General features: G+C 65.5%; 15 protein-coding genes. 7 read left to right on the top strand and 8 right to left on the bottom strand.

Annotated features, from left to right (window positions below; genetic code table 11):
- The first annotated feature begins 1 nt into the window (after position 1).
- Complete coding sequence (locus CH339_RS24295; protein ID WP_146610151.1) at positions 2-538, top strand: hypothetical protein; 537 nt, start codon at positions 2-4, stop codon at positions 536-538.
- A 316-nt stretch (positions 539-854) separates the two neighbouring features.
- Positions 855-1,454 carry an isochorismatase family protein gene (locus CH339_RS10495; RefSeq protein WP_111434309.1) on the top strand — a complete coding sequence of 200 codons (600 nt, stop codon included), beginning with the start codon at positions 855-857 and terminating at the stop codon, positions 1,452-1,454.
- Between the two features lie 91 nt (positions 1,455-1,545).
- On the opposite strand, the gene CH339_RS10490 is transcribed toward CH339_RS10495, so the two are convergent.
- The 4 genes from CH339_RS10490 to CH339_RS10475 form a co-directional block, all read right to left on the bottom strand.
- Positions 1,546-2,628: a DUF2336 domain-containing protein gene (locus tag CH339_RS10490; RefSeq protein ID WP_111434308.1), complete on the bottom strand. Its 1,083-nt coding sequence runs from the start codon at positions 2,626-2,628 to the stop codon at positions 1,546-1,548.
- A 184-nt stretch (positions 2,629-2,812) separates the two neighbouring features.
- Positions 2,813-6,562, bottom strand: coding sequence for a methionine synthase (metH, locus tag CH339_RS10485; RefSeq protein WP_111434307.1), 3,750 nt, complete (start codon positions 6,560-6,562; stop codon positions 2,813-2,815).
- An 84-nt stretch (positions 6,563-6,646) separates the two neighbouring features.
- Complete coding sequence (metF, locus tag CH339_RS10480) at positions 6,647-7,555, bottom strand: methylenetetrahydrofolate reductase [NAD(P)H] (RefSeq protein ID WP_111434306.1); 909 nt, start codon at positions 7,553-7,555, stop codon at positions 6,647-6,649.
- Positions 7,552-8,592, bottom strand: coding sequence for an ArsR/SmtB family transcription factor (locus tag CH339_RS10475; RefSeq protein ID WP_420825919.1), 1,041 nt, complete (start codon positions 8,590-8,592; stop codon positions 7,552-7,554). The genes metF and CH339_RS10475 overlap by 4 nt, the downstream gene beginning before the upstream one ends.
- 207 nt (positions 8,593-8,799) lie before the next feature.
- On the opposite strand from CH339_RS10475, the gene CH339_RS10470 reads away from it, so the two are divergent.
- The 3 genes from CH339_RS10470 to CH339_RS10460 all read left to right on the top strand — a co-directional run bounded on the left by CH339_RS10470 (position 8,800) and on the right by CH339_RS10460 (position 11,811).
- Positions 8,800-9,225 (top strand): DUF1761 domain-containing protein, encoded by a 426-nt coding sequence (locus CH339_RS10470; protein WP_111434355.1) that lies wholly within the window; start codon positions 8,800-8,802, stop codon positions 9,223-9,225.
- 468 nt (positions 9,226-9,693) lie between these two features.
- The gene (locus CH339_RS10465) at positions 9,694-11,307 is read left to right on the top strand and encodes a BCCT family transporter (RefSeq protein ID WP_111434305.1); all 1,614 of its coding nucleotides are present in this window, start codon (positions 9,694-9,696) and stop codon (positions 11,305-11,307) included.
- A gap of 90 nt (positions 11,308-11,397) precedes the next feature.
- Positions 11,398-11,811 carry a universal stress protein gene (locus CH339_RS10460; RefSeq protein ID WP_111434304.1) on the top strand — a complete coding sequence of 138 codons (414 nt, stop codon included), beginning with the start codon at positions 11,398-11,400 and terminating at the stop codon, positions 11,809-11,811.
- 350 nt (positions 11,812-12,161) lie between these two features.
- On the opposite strand, the gene CH339_RS10455 is transcribed toward CH339_RS10460, so the two are convergent.
- Complete coding sequence (locus tag CH339_RS10455; protein WP_111434303.1) at positions 12,162-12,641, bottom strand: secondary thiamine-phosphate synthase enzyme YjbQ; 480 nt, start codon at positions 12,639-12,641, stop codon at positions 12,162-12,164.
- A 131-nt stretch (positions 12,642-12,772) separates the two neighbouring features.
- Between CH339_RS10455 and CH339_RS10450 the strand changes: the two genes are divergently transcribed.
- Positions 12,773-13,735 (top strand): alpha/beta hydrolase, encoded by a 963-nt coding sequence (locus CH339_RS10450; protein ID WP_111434302.1) that lies wholly within the window; start codon positions 12,773-12,775, stop codon positions 13,733-13,735.
- A 3-nt stretch (positions 13,736-13,738) separates the two neighbouring features.
- Positions 13,739-14,590, top strand: coding sequence for a thioesterase family protein (locus CH339_RS10445; RefSeq protein WP_111434301.1), 852 nt, complete (start codon positions 13,739-13,741; stop codon positions 14,588-14,590).
- A 233-nt stretch (positions 14,591-14,823) separates the two neighbouring features.
- On the opposite strand, the gene ubiV is transcribed toward CH339_RS10445, so the two are convergent.
- From ubiV to ubiT, 3 genes are read right to left on the bottom strand one after another with little or no spacing between them, the layout of a single operon-like run.
- Complete coding sequence (gene ubiV, locus CH339_RS10440) at positions 14,824-15,753, bottom strand: ubiquinone anaerobic biosynthesis protein UbiV (protein ID WP_245408133.1); 930 nt, start codon at positions 15,751-15,753, stop codon at positions 14,824-14,826.
- Between the two features lie 5 nt (positions 15,754-15,758).
- On the bottom strand, positions 15,759-16,772 hold the full coding sequence (gene ubiU, locus CH339_RS10435) for a ubiquinone anaerobic biosynthesis protein UbiU (RefSeq protein ID WP_111434300.1): 1,014 nt from the start codon (positions 16,770-16,772) through the stop codon (positions 15,759-15,761).
- The gene (gene ubiT / locus CH339_RS10430; protein ID WP_111434299.1) at positions 16,762-17,304 is read right to left on the bottom strand and encodes a ubiquinone anaerobic biosynthesis accessory factor UbiT; all 543 of its coding nucleotides are present in this window, start codon (positions 17,302-17,304) and stop codon (positions 16,762-16,764) included. The genes ubiU and ubiT overlap by 11 nt, the downstream gene beginning before the upstream one ends.
- Positions 17,305-17,644 lie beyond the last annotated feature (340 nt).

The raw sequence follows: 17,644 nt of genomic DNA, 5'->3' as shown, positions 1-17,644 counted from the left end.
GATGGACACAAGTCCAGCGAGTATTGCCAACCAAGATGGCGGTGCCGTTAAAAACATCTCTAAAATGATATCTATCCCGAAACGATCGGGCGAATCGGTCGAGCACGGCGAACATATCGTAAAAAACGCAAATGAATTGCGGCGTTATTTCGACTTTGAAATTAATTTCCAATTGATCGACATGGTTTTCGGAGGTTTTTTTTCATCAGGATTTCATCTGCGATGTAAAAACCGTTTATTGAGTTTTTTCAACGGACACCCCGCCAGGTCCCGCAACCTGGGCTGGTTCGAGTTCTGCGCCGCACAAACTTTTTTTCTTCGACTACGTGTCGTTCCGCATTATCATCGGTGTGTTGGCAGAAGGGAGACCAATGATGAGCATGACACGAAGTCTGAATGCGCTGTTGATCAGCGGAGCTTTCGTCTTCATCGCCGCAATTATCGTGGGTACCCTCTAAACGCCAGAGCGGAAAGGCGGCAAAAACGGCTAAAAAACAGAAGGTTGGCGAAAAAACCTTCGATTGCCGAAAATGAGTGACAGTCAATGCGGGGCGCTGCGATCGCAGCGCCCCGTTTCCGTTTCCGGCACGGCCGCTGCGCCAGTGGCGACAGGCGCCGCCGGGCGGCAGCGCCGGAGGCCGAGCCCGGAAGCCTTTCCAATGCAACCACGAAGCGATCCGATTCGCCTTAATGCGACAATTTGCCGGTGAAAAGTCATGTTGCGGTGCGAAGGCGGGGGGGACCGGCTTCGCGATGAATGTCGCGACCGTCGGCACAAGGAAGGTCAAGAGATCGTCGCCGGAAGCGGCTATGCTCGCGGCCACCGTTCGTTGCGACTCAGGGAGTGATCCGCCATGGCGCCGAAGACCCTTCTGGAAATGGCCGGTGCGCCGGCCGCACCGTCGAGCCTGTCGGACTCGGTTCTCATCATCATCGATGCCCAGGAGGAGTACCGCTCCGGCCTGTTGCCGCTGGAGGGCGTCGGGCCTGCTGTCGACGCGATCGCGCGGCTGCTCGCCCGGGCGCGGGCGGCGGGCGTGCCCGTCCACCACGTGGCCCATGCCGGCAAGCCGGGCGGCGCCTTCGACCGCAGCGGACCCGGCGGGGCGATCATGGCGGAAGTGGCGCCGCAGGACGGCGAACCGGTGCATGAGAAACCGCTGCCGAATTCCTTTCAGGACACCGACCTTGCGGAAAGCCTTGCCGCCGACAAATGCCGGAACCTGATCATCACCGGCTTCATGAACCATATGTGCGTCGATGCGACGACGCGGGCGGCGGTGGATCGGGGCTTCCGGGTGACCATTCCGGCCGAGGCGACGGCGACGCGCGACCTGCCGGGACCGGCCGGGGCAGGTGTCGTGCCCGCCGCGACGCTGAAGACGGCGAGTCTCGCCGGCCTTGCCGACCGCTTTGCGATCGTGGTTGCCGGCGTCGACGACATTCCCGATTGAGGCTTTGTCCTGTCGACGCAGGGCGCACCCCGCATTTGCTTTGTGCAGCTGTGCCGGCCGCAAGACCGGCTTCCCTTTCGGGAGACGCGCTTTAAGCGGCCGAATTCCTCAGCTTCAGGAAATGGACGGCGCGGCGGGCGTCGGAGTCCTTGAGGGCTTCGTAAAGCGCGACTTCCTTGGCGGACTCCGCGTCGTCGAGCTTCAGCCGCTTGCGGCGCAACCGGACGATGGCGGCAAAGGTCCTGGTCGGGATGCCGGCATTCTTGCACAGCACGGCGATCGGTCCCGGCTCGCGCTTGAAGATCGTCTTGGTGGCGTCGATGCCGTGCAGGTCGGAGAGCGTCAGGATCAGGCTGGCGACGTCGAGGGCGCGGTCCGCCTTGCATAGTGCCTCGACCGTGGGGCCGATATCGCGCTCGCCCTTTTGGATCTCGGCGGCGATGACGCGGATTTCCAGCCGCGCCCGCTGGCGGGCCTTCAGCTTGTTCTCCACGCGCCTGACGGTGGTGGAGACCGCGGCGTGGAACGTGGTGTCGCTGGCGTTGAGCTGTGCCTCGTCCAGCTTTTCCCGGAGCATTTCGGACAGAAAGGGCCTCAGGCGATTGGCCAGCGGTTCGGTGAGGTCGGCGCGCTCCACGATGTTGCTCTGGAGTTCGTCGTCGCCCTCGGAGCGCTCGATCAGGGTCTCGAAGGTCGCCTCGGAAAAGCGGGCGCCGACATTGCGCGTCACCGAATGGAGCACCTGCGTCTCGCCGCGCGCGACCAGGATGTCGGTGACCCGTTCAGACAGGGCCTTGCGACGGGAAATCGCCATCAGGTGATCCTGGCCCTTCATTTCGGCGATCCGGATCAGGTCGTGGTCGGTCAGGACCTCGGAATTGCGCAGGACCGGGGCGGCGACCGTCGCGTCGTCATTGGCAAGCCGCAGCATCAGGTTGCGCGGCGACTGGTCGATTTTCGACAGGCGCTCGGAGACTTCCGCGCGGATCTGCACCGCGACATCGTCGATGACGCGGGTGACGACTTCCTCGAAGAGACCCTTGGTGTGATCGCGGGCTTCCGGCGTCTCGGCGTCGAACAGGTCCGTGAGGTTCCTCAACAGCGCGCGCCGGCTCTCGTCCGACGGCTGCGCCGCAAGGTGAGTCATTTCCTCAAGAAGACTGACGCCCGCCATAAAGCCGTTCCGCGATGTGCACAGTAGGACCCCGATCGGTCCCACTATAGACAATTACGGATTGGAATTTGGTTACCGGGGTCGAGGTGTTTTTATCGATCATGCGCATGGCAGACATGACAGCTGCCGGCGGTGGCGAGCACCATTGCCGGCGCCGGTCCGAAAACACCTTTTCCCGGCAGCCCTATTCCGCTGCCGCCTTGTTCTCGTCGGCCGGATCGTAATTGAGGATCGGCGCCAGCCAGCGCTCCGCTTCCTGCAAGGACCAGCCCTTGCGGCGGGCATAATCCTCGACCTGGTCGCGCTCGATCTTGCCGACGCCGAAATAGTGGCTGTCCGGGTGGGAGAGATAGAGGCCGCTGACGGAGGAGGCCGGCCACATGGCAAAGCTCTCGGTCAGTTCGATGCCGGTGGCCGCGGTGGCGTCCAGCAGATCGAACAGGGTCTCCTTCTCCGTGTGGTCCGGTTGGGCCGGATAGCCGGGGGCGGGGCGGATACCGCGATAGCCTTCGGCAATGCGCTCCTCCTGGGTCAGCTTCTCGCCCGGCGCATAGCCCCAGTAGTCGCGGCGCACATGCTCGTGGAGATATTCGGCGAACGCCTCGGCCAGCCGGTCCGCAAGGGCCTGGAAGAGGATCTTGTTGTAGTCGTCGCCGTCTGCCTCGAAATCCCTGGAGCGGGCTGCCTCGCCAAGGCCGCAGGTGACGGCGAAGCCGCCAATATAGTCCGGCGTGCCGGATTCCACAGGCGCGACGAAGTCGGCAAGGGCGGTGTTCTTGCGCTCGTTTTGGCGTCCGCCCTGGCGGGCAATCTGCTGGCGCAGCGAATAGAGCGTGGCGCGGGTCTCGCTCCGGCTGTCGTCGGTATAGAGGACGATGTCGTCGCCGGAGGCGTTGGCCGGCCAGAAGCCGACGACGCCGTTGGCCTGCAGCCATTTCTCCTCGACGATCCTTGCCAGCATTTTCTGGGCGTCGTCATAGAGCGCGCGGGCGGCCTCGCCGCGGCGGTCGTCCTCCAGGATCTGCGGGAAGCTGCCGGTGATCTCCCAGGTCGCAAAGAACGGCGTCCAGTCGATATAGGGGATGAGGTCGGCAACCGGCACGTTGTGGATCGCCTTGGTGCCGAGGAAGGACGGCGCCGGCGGTGTGTAGCCGGCAAAGGCGGGCTGGAACCGGTTCTTGCGGGCGTCCGCCAGGGACAGGCGCGGGCGGCGGCCGCGACCGCGGGAATGGCCATCGGCGATGCCGGCATATTCCGCGCCGATCTCATTGTAGTAGTCGGCCCGGCCCGAGCCCATCAGCTTGGAGACGACGCCGACGGCGCGGCTTGCGTCCGGCACATAGATCGCCTGGCCGCCCGTATAGTTCGGGTGGATCTTGACGGCGGTATGGACGCGGCTGGTGGTCGCCCCGCCGATCAGGAGCGGCAGGTCGAGGTCGCGGCGCTGCATCTCGGCGGCGACGTGGCACATCTCGTCGAGGGACGGCGTGATCAGGCCGGAGAGCCCGACGATGTCGGCCTCCTCGCTCGCGGCTGCCTCCAGGATGCGGTCGACCGGGACCATGACGCCGAGGTCGACGACCTCGAAATTGTTGCACTGGAGGACGACGCCGACGATGTTCTTGCCGATGTCGTGGACGTCGCCCTTCACCGTGGCGAGCACGATCTTGCCGTTGGAGCTCTTGCCGGTGGTCCCGGCGCGCCGCTTTTCCTCTTCCAGGTAGGGCGTCAGATAGGCGACAGCAGCCTTCATCACGCGGGCCGACTTCACCACCTGGGGCAGGAACATCTTGCCGGCCCCGAAGAGGTCGCCGACGACGTTCATGCCCGACATCAGCGGGCCCTCGATGACGTCGAGCGGGCGAACGGCGGCCTGGCGGGCTTCTTCCGTGTCCTCGGTGATGTAGTCGGTGATGCCGGCAACGAGCGCATGTTCCAGCCGCTTTTCGACCGGCAGCGCGCGCCATTCCAGATTGACGACCCGCTTGGCGCCGGAGCCATCGCCCTTGAAGCGCGGGGCGGCGTCGACGAGCCGTTCGGTGGCGTCCTTGCGGCGGTTGAGGACGACGTCCTCGGCCAGCTCGCGCAGTTCCGGGTCGAGGTCGTCATAGACGCCAAGCTGGCCGGCATTGACGATGCCCATGTCCATGCCGGCGGCAATGGCATAGTAGAGGAAGACGGTGTGCATCGCCTCGCGCACCGGCTCGTTGCCGCGGAAGGAGAAGGAGAGGTTCGACAGGCCGCCCGAGATGTGGGCACCGGGCAGGTTCTCCCGGATCCAGCGGGCGGCCTCGATGAAGTCGACGCCGTAGTTGTCGTGTTCCTCGATGCCGGTGGCGACCGCAAAGACGTTCGGGTCGAAGATGATGTCTTCCGGCGGCAGGCCGACCTTTTCCGTCAGAATGTCGTAGCAGCGCCGCGCGATCTGGGTCTTGCGCTTGAAACTGTCGGCCTGGCCATCCTCGTCGAAGGCCATGACGACGACGGCAGCGCCGTAGCGCCGGGCAAGGCGGGCCTGTTTCAGGAACGGCTCCTCGCCCTCCTTCAGGGAGATCGAGTTGATGATGCCCTTGCCCTGGATGCATTTGAGGCCGGCCTCGATCACCGACCATTTGGACGAGTCGATCATCACCGGCACGCGGGCGATGTCTGGCTCGGCGGCAACCAGGTTGAGGAAGGTGGTCATCGCCTTCTCGGAATCCAGCAGGCCCTCGTCCATGTTGACGTCGATGATCTGGGCGCCGTTTTCCACCTGTGCGCGGGCGACGTCGAGCGCCGTCGCGTAGTCGCCATTGGTGATCAGCTTCTTGAACTTCGCCGAGCCGGTGACGTTGGTGCGCTCGCCGACATTGACGAAGTTGATCTCCGGCGTCAGCGTGAAGGGCTCCAGGCCGGACAGCCGCAGATGGGCCGGCGGCTTTGGCAGCTTGCGCGGGGCGGCGCCCTTCACCGCCTCGGCGATGGCTCGGATGTGATCCGGCGTGGTGCCGCAGCAGCCGCCGACGATGTTGACGAGGCCGCTTTTTGCGAACTCGCCGACGAGTGTGGCCATCGCCTCCGGGCTTTCGTCGTACTCGCCGAATTCGTTCGGAAGGCCGGCATTGGGATAGGCGCACACGAGCGTGTCGGCAACGCGCGACAGCTCGTCGATATGGGCGCGCATCTCCTTGGCGCCGAGAGCGCAGTTGAGGCCGATGGAGATCGGGTTTGCGTGGCGGACCGAATGCCAGAAGGCGGTCGGCGTCTGGCCGGACAGGGTGCGCCCGGAAAGGTCCGTGATGGTGCCGGAGATCATCACGGGCACCTGGACGCCCAGCTCGTCGCAGACCTCGTCGATGGCAAAGAGGGCCGCCTTGGCATTCAGCGTGTCGAAGATGGTCTCGACGAGGAAAATGTCGGTGCCGCCGGCGATGAGCCCCCTTGCCGCCTCACCATAGGCCCTGCGCAGATCGTCGAAGGTGACGGCGCGGTAGCCCGGGTCGTTGACGTCGGGCGAGATGGAGGCGGTGCGATTGGTCGGGCCGAGCGCGCCGGCAACGAACAGCGGACGGTCGACGCCGTCGGTGCGGGCCGCATCGATCGCCTCGCGGGCGAGCCGGGCGGCGGACTCGTTCAGCTCATAGGCCAGTTCCTCCATGCCGTAATCGGCCTGGGCGATCGTCGTGGAGGAAAAGGTGTTGGTCTCCAGGATGTCGGCGCCGGCATCGATATAGGCCCGGTGGATGTCGCGGATGGCGTCCGGCTGGGTCAGGTTGAGGAGGTCGTTGTTGCCCTTGACGTCGCTGTTCCAGTCGGCAAAGCGGGTGCCGCGATAGTCGGCCTCGGAGAAGCCGTAGCCCTGGATCATCGTCCCCATGGCGCCGTCGAGGATGAGGATGCGTTCGGAGGCGGCGGCGCGGAGGGTTTTTCCGGTCTCGCTGACGGGTGCGGTCACGGTTCTTGTCCAATCATTTTTTTCGGATCCGGGCGCGAAAGGCGCCGGGTCGTGTTGCTGTTCCTGCTCGTCCTGCCGCTTTTTTCAAGCGGCGACCGTTTCCATATGCGGGCGGATGCCGAGCATGTGGCAGATCGCAAAGACCAGGTCGGCGCGGTTCAGCGTGTAGAAATGGAAGTCGGTGACGCCGCGCGAAACGAGGTCGTCGACCTGTTCGGCGGCAACGGCGGCGGCGACCAGCTTGTGGGTCTCCGGGTCGTGCTCCAGCCCCTCGAAGCGCTCGACCAGCGCCTGCGGCATGGAGGCGCCGCACATGCCGGCGAATTTGGAGATCTGCGTGAAATTGTGGATCGGTATGACGCCCGGCACGATCGGAATGAAGATGCCGGCCGCGCGCACCCGCTCCACATAGGCCTCGAACAGGTCGTTGTTGAAGAAGAACTGGGTGATGGCGCGGGTGGCGCCGGCGTCGACCTTGCGCTTCAGCATGTCGATGTCGGTCTGCCAGTCGGGGCTTTCGGGGTGCCGCTCCGCATAGGCCGAGACGGAGATCTCGAAATCGGCGATCTTCTTCAGGGCGGCGACGAGATCGGAGGAATAGGCATAGCCGCCCGGGTGGGCACGATAGCTGGTGCCGATGCCGGCGATGGGGTCGCCGCGCAGCGCCACGATGTGGCGCACGCCTGCAGCGAGATAGTCGCGCGCGACCTGGTCGACCTCTTCGCGGGTGGCATCGACGCAGGTCAGATGCGCTGCCGGGGTGAGGTTCGTCTCGCGGACGATGCGGGCGACCGTCGCATGGGTGCGCTCGCGGGTCGAACCGCCGGCTCCGTAGGTGACCGAGACGAACCGCGGCTCCAGCGGGGCCAGCTTTTCGATGGCCTGCCACAGGGTCGCTTCCATCTTGTCGGACTTCGGCGGGAAAAACTCGAAAGATACGTGCATCTCGGGACGCTCCGGGGTGTCGTCGGTGGCGGTTTCGGTCTCGCTCATCCGACCGTCTCCAGATTGGCGCCGACGCCGTCGTCCGCCATCAGGATGCGCGGGTCGCGGGCCAGCCACAGGGTAACCGTCAGATTGCCGTCACCGGTGCCGCTGGCGGCGGTTGCCGGCGCCAGGTCGCGGATGGCCTCGGTTTCAAGGCCGGCCGCGGCGCAGGCCTGGGCAATCTGGTCGTGGGAAAAGCCGAGCCGCAGATGGGCGTGCTCGGTGCGCAGGAATTCCAGGTCGTGGGGGGCGAAGTCGACAACGAGCAGCCGGCCGCCGGGGGCGAGCACACGGGCCGCCTCGCGCAGGGCGCGCGCCGGATCGCCGAGATAGTGCAGCACCTGGTGGATGACGACCAGGTCGACGCTGTCGGACGGCAGCGGCAGGGCGTAGAGGTCGCCGTGGCGGACCTGGGCGTCGCGGACGCCGGCCTTTTCCAGATTGGCCCTGGCGACCGCCAGCATGGAATGGTTGGCATCGATGCCGATGCCGCGATTGTAGAGGTCGGAGAACAGCTCCAGCATGCGGCCGGTGCCGGTGCCGATATCGAGGAAGGCCTCGAAGGGGCGGTTGCCGACCGCCTCGCGCATGGCCTTTTCCACGGCCGCATCGGCGGCCTGCAGCAGGCGGATGCGGTCCCACTCGCCGGCATTGGCGGAGAAATAGCGCGCGGCCGCCTCGGCATGCTCCTGCTTGACGCCGTCGAGGCGCTGGCTGTCGCCGGCGATCACAGGGTCGCTGTCGTCGATCTGGCAGAGGATGCCGCGGATGAAGGCGCCGACGGTGTCGTCGTCGCTGAGCCGGTAATAGGCCCAGGCGCCCTCCGGCAGCCGCTCGACCAGCCCGGCCTCGACGAGAAGCTTCAAATGGCGCGAGATGCGCGGCTGGCTCTGGCCGAGAATGGCGGTCAGATCCTTCACCGTCAGTTCGCCGCGGGCGAGCAGCGCAAGGATGCGCAGGCGCGTGACTTCGGCGGCGGCCTTCAGGCTGCCGAGCAGGACATTGGAGGTGAGCTGGCGTTTTTGCAGCACTATCTGTCGCATCGCTTCATTGATATAAAGATATCTTTATACCTATCTCACGATCGATGCAAGGGCTGCGTATGGGGAGACACCGCCGCGCGGTCACGAAGCGGTGACGCCGATCCGGGCTTTGGTCATGGTAGGGATCATTGTAAAAGCAATCCGGCGCCTCCCAAGGGCGACGGATCACCGCGGCGCGCCCCGCCGCGCATGACGGAGGGCATCGGAATGATCTTTGCCGGCATCAACTACCTGGCGGTCCTGGCCGCGGCGATCACCGGCTTCGTCGTCGGCGCCGTCTGGTACGGCATTCTCGGGCGGCAGTGGATGGCGGCAGCGGAGATCGATCCGGCGCGGCTGAAGGGCGAGGGCGGCGGCAACCCGCAAAAGGGGCCGATGCTGGTCGGTGCCGCCGCCAACCTGATCATGGCCTTCATGCTTGCCGGCGTCATCGGCCATCTCGGCCAGGATACGGTGACGGTGCGCAACGGGGTCATCTCGGCGGCCTTCATCTGGGCCGGCTTCGTCGTCACCACGCTGGCCGTCAACTACGCCTTCCAGGGCAAGAAGGTGCTGCTGACCGTCATCGACGGCGGCCACTGGCTCCTGGTGCTCCTCATACAGGGCGCCTTGATCGGCTATCTCGGGGTCTAGACGGCGCGCAGCGCCCGGGGCGCCATCGGCCCGGCGATGCGGCCGGATGCGGCGCGGGCGTCGGTTCCGCTCCCCCGCACACCGATGCTGCGGCGCAGCATTCGCCCCCTGCCAGTTACCGCTTTATCCACAAGGGCAAGGGCAGCGTCCGGCGCCGCCGTTGACCGGCGGCCCCGTTCCGTGCAACCGTCTGGATACAAACCCGTTTTGGCGGGCGCGGCGTTGCGCCCGTTTTCCTGGTGATCTTCACATCTTTGGATTGCGAACGGGACTGCCGGGACGGCTCGAGGCCGTCGTTCGCCAAGGCATTGGAGTCGGAGACGGAACATCGGTTTCCGAAATGCCTTCCTAAACTGGCAAGCGGCAGGGGTATTTCCTTTGGGGATGCATGAGGTCGGCATATTTGCGGCCGGCCCGTCGCTTGTGTGAGCGCCAGACGCCAAGACGACGATAGCAAAGGGGAGCGCAATGACGGACCAAACCGATAGCGACTACCAGATCGAAACGGATACCGACTACGAGGTCGGCCAGGACAATGTCCAGATGCTCGGCCTCGACATCCACAACCCGGTCTTCATGATCTCGGGCCTGACCATCATCGCCTTCGTGATGGTGACGCTGATGTTCCAGGCCGGAGCGACGGAATTCTTCGGCTGGCTGAGGCCGTTCCTGACCTCGACCTTCGACTGGTTCTTCCTGCTGTCGGCCAACATCTTCGTGCTGTTCAGCATCATGTTGATGGTCTCGCCGCTCGGCAAGGTGCGGCTCGGCGGGGCCGATGCCAAACCGGAATACAGCTATCTCGGCTGGTTCGCGATGCTGTTTGCCGCCGGCATGGGCATCGGGCTGATGTTCTTCGGCGTGTCGGAGCCGATCTCGCACTTCTCCTCCTCGCTCGGCGGCACGGTCGTGGAGGCCGGCGCGCGCACCGACTGGGCGCCGCTCGGCGGCGCGGCCGGCGATATCGAGGCGGCCCGCAATCTCGGCATGGCCGCGACCATCTTCCATTGGTCGCTGCACCCCTGGTCGATCTATGCCGTGGTTGCCCTGGCGCTCGCCTTCTTTGCCTATAATTACAATCTGCCGCTGACGCTGCGCTCGGCCTTCTATCCGATCTTCGGCGACCGGGTGTGGGGCTGGACAGGCCATATCATCGACACGCTGGCCGTGTTCGCGACGCTGTTCGGCCTTGCCACTTCGCTCGGCTTCGGCACCGAACAGACGCTTGCCGGCCTCAACTACCTGTTCGGCGTGCCGACCGGCAACGTCTCGCGCGTGGTGCTGATTTCGGTCATTACGGCGATGGCGCTGATCTCGGTGCTGCGCGGTCTCGACGGCGGCGTCAAGGTGCTGTCGGAGATCAACATCGCACTGGCGGCGCTGCTGTTGGTCTTCATCGTCGTTATCGGTCCGACCATGGACATCTTCAACACGATGATCGCGGGCGGTGCGGCCTATGTGAAGGATTTGCTGCCGCTGTCGAACCCGTTCGGCCGCGAGGACGCCAACTTCTCGCAGGGCTGGACCTCGTTCTACTGGGCCTGGTGGATCTCCTGGTCGCCGTTCGTCGGCATGTTCATCGCCCGGGTCTCGCGCGGCCGCACGGTGCGTGAATTCCTGTTCTGCGTCATCGTCATCCCGACGCTGGTCAGCGTCGTCTGGATGGCAGCCTTCGGCGGCACGGCGATCGAGCAGGTCGCGGCCGATCCGGAAGCCGGCGTCAAGTCGGCGGCGCTGCCCCTGAAGCTGTTCGAAATGCTGAAGGACCTGCCGCTTGCCTGGCTGACCTCCTTCCTCGGCATCATCCTCGTCGTGGTGTTCTTCGTCACCTCGTCGGACTCCGGCTCGCTGGTCATCGACACTATCACTGCCGGCGGCAAGACCGACGCTCCGGTCGCCCAGCGCGTGTTCTGGTGCGTCTTTGAAGGACTGGTCGCCGCGACCCTGCTCTTGGTCGGCGGCTCGCAGGCGCTGACGGCCCTGCAGGCGATGGCGGTCTCGACGGGCTTTCCGTTCACCATCGTCCTGCTGGTCATGTGCGTCAGCATCTTCATGGGCCTGTTGAAAGCCAGCAGGGCCTGACGCTCGGACATCCGGACCGCCGGCGGGACGCCTTTGCCGGCGCGGCGGTCCGGTTCCGTTGCAGCACGAGACATTTGCGGGAGGACAATCATGTACAAGAACATCATGGTGCCGATCGACCTGGTCCATAAGGATCACCTCGACAAGGCCATCGGCACGGCGGTCGACATCGCCAAGCTCTACGGCGCAACCATCACCTTCGTCGCCGTGACGGCGACGCCGCCGAGCAAGGTGGCGCACAATCCGGAAGAGTTCGCCCGGGTGCTGGAGGAATACACGGCCGGGCAGCGTACCAAGCACGAGATCGACATCGCCGCCAAGGCGCTGGTCAGCCACGACCCGGCGGTCGATCTCGACGAGACGCTGAACAAGGAAATCCACGCGCTCGGCGCCGACCTCGTCATCATGGCCTCGCACATCCCCCATTTCCGGGAATATGTGTTCGCCTCCAATGCAGGATTCCTGGCCGGTCACACCGACGTGTCGGTGATGGTTGTGCGGTAGTTTTTTGGCAGTGGGCCGGGCGGCGGCAGTCGGCCGGGTTATCGGTACGGCTCTGCCAGCGGTTCTGTGTCGGGGTATCGGGGGCCGGCGCAAGCGAAACTCAGGGCTTGCGGCAAGCGACTATGCGTTGCCGCGCCCTCTGCTCTGGATTGCTTCGCTGCGCTCGCAATGACGTTTTTTTCTTGGTTTCAACGTCATTGCGAGGGTCTGAAGGACGGGGAGCGGCCCGTGACGCGAGCGCGGGAAGGCCGACGCGGCAATCCAGTTTCGGCGTCAGCTCCATCCATCGATGGCAGATACCTGCGCTGCAGTGGCTTGCGGGCGACGCGCGTCTGCGGCGACGCCCCTCCTCAACTCCCCAGATAATGCAGCGCAACAGTCCGCCGGTGCGGGCGGGCGCGGTGCTCGACCACGTAGACGCCCTGCCAGGTGCCGCGGTCCATGCGGCCGCCGACGACCGGGATGGAGAGGCTGATATCGGTCAGCGCCGACTTGATGTGGGCCGGCATGTCGTCCGGGCCCTCCATGGTGTGGATCCAGGGCCCGTCCTCCGGCGCCAGCAGGTCGAGCGAGGTCAGGAGATCGTGCTGGACGTCCGGGTCGGCGTTCTCCTGGATCGTCAACGAGGCGGAGGTGTGGCGCAGGAATACCGTCAACAGCCCGTCGCCGGCCTCCACGCCGGAGAGCCAGTCGTCGATCGCGTCGGTGATCTCGGTCATGCCGCGGCCCCTGGTGCCGACGGTCATCCGGGTCATCGCCTGGCGCAGCGTGTCGGTCGTCGTCGTTGCCGCGTTGTCGACCGTGACGTCACTTCGTGATGTTCGGTACATAATCTCTTTCCTGGTTCGTCTGCGACCGGCGTGCCTTGGATTGTCGCCCGCGAGAGGCTAGCCTCGCCGCGACCCTTCCTTCAGTTTCTAAGGTTCCGCACGGAACGGACAAGATAGCCGCAAGAAAGCCCATGATCGCAATCGATTCCGCCCTCTTCGAGGATACCGCCGTTTCGGCGGAAACCCGCGCCTTCAACGCCGACCTGCTGGAAACGCTTTCCGCGCTGCCCGACCCCTGGCAGTTCGAGCCGGCCCTTGTTCGCCAGACGCGGGCGGAAGGCGGCGGGCCGTTTCCGCTGCCGGAAAAAAGCCCGCGCGCCGAGACCGTGACGATCCCCGGGCCGGGCGGGCCGATCCCGATGCGGATCGTTGCGCCGACGGGCGCACCGCGCGGCGTCTATCTGCACTTCCATGGCGGCGGCTGGACGCTCGGGACGACCGACCAGCAGGACGACCGTCTGCTGGAGATCGCCGACAATTGCGGCCTCGTCGTCGTCTCCGTCGACTACCGGCTGGCGCCGGAGCACCCCTATCCGGCCGGGCCGGACGACTGCGAGGCGGCCGCGCTCTGGCTGGTGGAACACGCAAAGGAGTTCCGCACCGATCGGCTGACCATCGGGGGCGAATCCGCCGGCGCCCATCTTGCCGTCGTCACGCTGCTGCGCTTGCGCGACCGGCGCAGGATGACGCCGTTCTGCGGCGCCAACCTCGTTGCCGGCTGCTACGACCTGGCGCTGACGCCGAGCGTGCGGCGCTGGGGCGCCGGCAAGCTGGTGCTCAACACCCGCGACATCGAGATGTTCGTCGCCCATTTCCTGTCCGGCCCGGCGCGCGACGTCGCCGATCCGGACATCTCGCCGATCCACGGCGATCTTTCCGGCCTGCCGCCGGCGCTCTTCTCCGTCGGCTCGCGCGATCCGCTCCTCGACGACAGCCTCTTCATGGCGCAGCGCTGGGCCTCGAGCGGCAATCCGACCGCCCTCGACGTCGCGCCCGGTGGCTGCCACGTGTTCCAGGCCTTTCCGATCGCTATCGCCCGGGAGAGCCGCAAGCGGATCGATGCCTTCCTCACAAAGGCCGTGGCGGGGACCTGAGCGATGGGCGCGATCGAGACCGTTCGCAGCGTCGTCAACACCTGGGAGTGTGACGAGAACGCCCATATGAACGTGCAGTTCTATTTCGCCCAGTTCGACACGGCCGGGCGGCGCTTTGCGGCCGAGACGGACCTCAGCGAAGCACGCACCGGGCCGCGGCTGGTGCGCCATGTGCGCTACCACAAGGAAATGCGCGCGGCCGAGACGCTGGTGGTGACCTCGGCGGTCGTTGACGGGGGGCCGCATCCGCTGACGGTGATGCACGAGATGCACGACCCGGTCACCGGCCGGCTGGCGGCGACGGCGCTCGACGGGTTCGCCGTCCATCCAGGCGGCGCAGCGGGGTTGCCGACCGTTGCCGATTTCGACACCGCGTCACCGCGCAGCTTTGCCGCCGCGCCGCACCCGGCCGGCGCGACCAGCGAAGCGCTTCTGGCCCGTGGCGGCAGCGTGACGTTCCGCGGCGCCATCCATCCGCGCCAGGCGGACGTCAAGGGCAAGGCGCTCGACCAGACCTATATCTCGTGCGTCACCGACGGCGCGCCGCACGCCTGGGAGCATGGCGGGCTGAAGGCGCGCTGGCTCGCCGAACAGGGCTTCGGGCGGGTGGCGATCGAGATGAAGCTGACGGTCTTCGACGGGCTTTGCGCCGGCGATCTCGTCCACATGGTGACGGTCTTCACCGGCGCCTCGCGCAAGACCTTCACCTTCACGCACTATCTGTTCGAGTCCCGCACCGACCGGCTCGCCGCCGTCACGGAAACGGCCGGACTCGCCATGGACCTTTCCACGCGAAAGGCAGTGGAGCTGCCGGCGTTCGTGCACGAGCGGATTGCGGAGTTGACGAAGGGGTGAGGGGCCTGCTTGGTGGCGCGGCCTATCGGGCCGCCTGTCTATGCCGCCGTCTCAGCACTGGATTGCTTCGCTTCGCTCGCAATGACGATTTTCTCAATTATTTCAACGTCATTGCGAGGAGGCCGTAAGGCCGACGCGGCAATCCAGGCGGCCTTTCGGAACGATCGATCGGCGCCGCATAGACGACTTGGTCAAGGCGGCGATGGGCCTCTCAGACGGAAAGCCGAGTTCCCTCAGTGCACCACGGCGTCGCCGTCGATGAAGCGATAGCCGGGCTGCTGGTAGAAGAAGCCGTTGGCGAGTGGCGTGTCGCCGACCAGGTCCTTCAGGGTCTCGTGGCCTTCGGCCGCCGTGATATCGCCGTCCATTGCCGCGCGGTAGACCTTGGCGACGGCGACCATGTCGACGTTCTGGGGCGACAGGCGGAAGCGGGCGACGCCCATGCGTGCGAGGTCCGGCAGTTCGGCGATCAGGTCGACATAGTCGTTGGAGAGCACCTGGACGCCGTTGATGGTCAGGAAGGGCTGGCCTTCCAGCGTCCTGAGGTTCAGCCCGTCCGGGTCATCCTCGCAGACAAACTGGCAGGTGTCCTTGATCCTGTCATGGGCCCGGGCGTGGTAGCAGCGGGCGGACAGGGCGAGGGACTGGCGGCCGAAGACCTGGACCTCGACGGTGCAGCCGAGGGCATTCGCTTCTTTCGCCACCGCCTCGATCGCCGTGGCGCGCATCTCATGCGGCACACAGAAATTCTTCGCCCCGCGCTTGGCCAGCGTCTTCACCACCTCCTCGTTGTAGGTGTTGAAGAGCGGGCCGATATTGTGCGGCTTTCCCGTCAGGTGATAGAGGCCCGAGGCGTCGTTGACCTCGACCAGGTGGTCCTCGATGGAGCAGATGCTCTCCACGATGCGCCGGTCGTGGGGCAGCATGACCTCGGCGAGGGTGGAAAACACCACCGTCTTGCCGCCGGCCTCCAGCCGTTCCATGACCTCGCCATAGAGCGGCTCGAAGAAGGGCGCGCGCTTGTAGCAGATGGTCTCGCCGATGACGACGGTATCGACCGGCGCCTCGTCGGCGATCTTGAAATAGAAGTCGCGCCAGGCGTCGGCCTTCCAGTTGTAGAGCACCGGGCCGAGGGTGAGCTCTGCGGAAATCTTCTCGGTCACCGTTTTTATCTCCAGGTCTTGGTCTTGAACGCGCCTTCGGTCTGCTTGGCGCCTTCGGTCAGCGCGATGAGGTCGGCGAGCTTGGGATCGCGGCCCTCCATCAGCGCGTCGACCGCATGGCGGAAGGCGGAGACGACGGCCTTGACGTAGGCGCGGCTGCGCTGCCGGCCCTCGATCTTCAGCGCCGTGACGCCGGCCTTCATCAGGTCGGGCAAGAGGGCGGAGAGGTTGAGGGTGCGCGGCTCCTCAAAGGCGTAGTAGCCGCAGGTGCGGTCGTTGGTCAGGTACCGGCCCTTGCAGATAGTCGGGTAGCCGGCGGCCTCGCCGGCCGCGAAGTGGTCGACGGCGAAGCGGCCGAGCCGGGTCGTCAAATTGCGCTCGTCGTCCTCCACGTAGCGGATGTGGTGGGCGGGCGAGCAGGCGCCGTCCATATTGGTCGATTCGCCGGTGACATAGGTGGAGAGGGCGCAGCGGCCTTCCTTCATCATGCCGATATTGCCGAACACGAAGGCCTCGATCTCGCAGGGGATGGCGTCGTGGACCTTCTTGATCTCCGCGACCGTCAGGATGCGCGGCAGGACAACGCGCCGGACGTCGAACTCGCGGCAGAAATAGCGGATCGCCTCGGGCGAGGAGGCGCCGGCCTGGACGGACAGGTGCAGCCGCTGGTCGGGATAGGTCTCGCGGACATAGTTGGCGACGCCCACATCGGCGACGATGATCGCGTCGATGCCGAAGCTGTGGGCATCGTCGACGGCGGTCTTCCAGATGTCCGTGCTGCCGCCGGGCGGAAAGGTATTGCAGGCCAGAAGCACCTTGGCGCCGCGCTGGTGGGCGTAGTCGACGGCCTTTTCCAGCTCGGCCGGCGTGAAGTTGAGGCCGGCGAAGTTGCGCGCGTTGGAGGCGTTCTGGAAGCCGCAATAGACCGCGTCGGCGCCGGCATCGACGGCGGTGCGCAGGGCAGCGGGCGTGCCGGCGGGGCAGACCAGTTCGGTCTTGGTGAGGGATTCAGCGGTCATTGTCGGGTGTCCTGATCTTGCGAAGCTTCTGCAGCGCCTGCATCGCCGGGGCCGAGGCCGGGCCGAGCGCGCCGACGACGTTCTCCACGATGCTGCCTTCCAGGTCGTCCATGGCGTTCCTCAGCGTGACGATCGCCTCGGTGTCGCCGTTCAGCTTCAGATCGCGGCTGAAGAAGAGGGCGTCGCCGTCGAGCCTGCCGTCGATCATGTCGAGGAGCGTCAGGAAGGTGCCGGCGATCGAGCAGTCATGGGCGATGTCCGCGCCGCGGCGATATGCGGTGAGGCTCGGGCGCACCGGATCCGGCACCAGCACCATGACGAAGGGCAGGTTGGTCGGATCGATGAGATAGCGCCGGCGGGCGCAGGCGCCGAGCCGCTCGAACACTTCCGGGCGCGTCTTCGCCACATGGGTGACGATGCGGGCGAGCACCGGCTGGACGATCGGCAGCGGCAGCGGTGCCAGCAGGAAGCGCGGCAGCCTGGAGAGGTCCGGCGGGGTGAACGGCGGTTTGGCGACGATCGTTTCTGTCATGACGGATTGACACTAACCGGGCTTTGAGGGGGTGGAATTGACCAGCGTCAAAACCTAGCCCGAAAGGACAACATTGGTCAGGGGGCTGCATTGTCGCGGGGGGAGGGGGCGCGTCACCGCCACGGTTCGCTTCGCTCTGCTTTTCGCTTTCCGCGACTCCGCAATTTGGTGCTTTTCAAAGATTGGGCGCCATCCTCAGCGTCACCCCGGGCCTTGATGTTTGTCCCGGGGAGATGATTGACAGGTGTTCGGGGACATGGCTGACAGTCATTGATGATCGTTTCGGGTATGGTTGAGGTCAATGGTTGCGATATGCGTTGCACCGAAGCAGACGCGATAG

The organism is Rhodobium orientis, assembly GCF_003258835.1.
Lineage (GTDB): Bacteria > Pseudomonadota > Alphaproteobacteria > Rhizobiales > Rhodobiaceae > Rhodobium > Rhodobium orientis.
The sequence above is the reverse complement of the archived record's forward strand: the minus strand, read 5'-3'. Positions and strand labels throughout refer to the sequence as shown.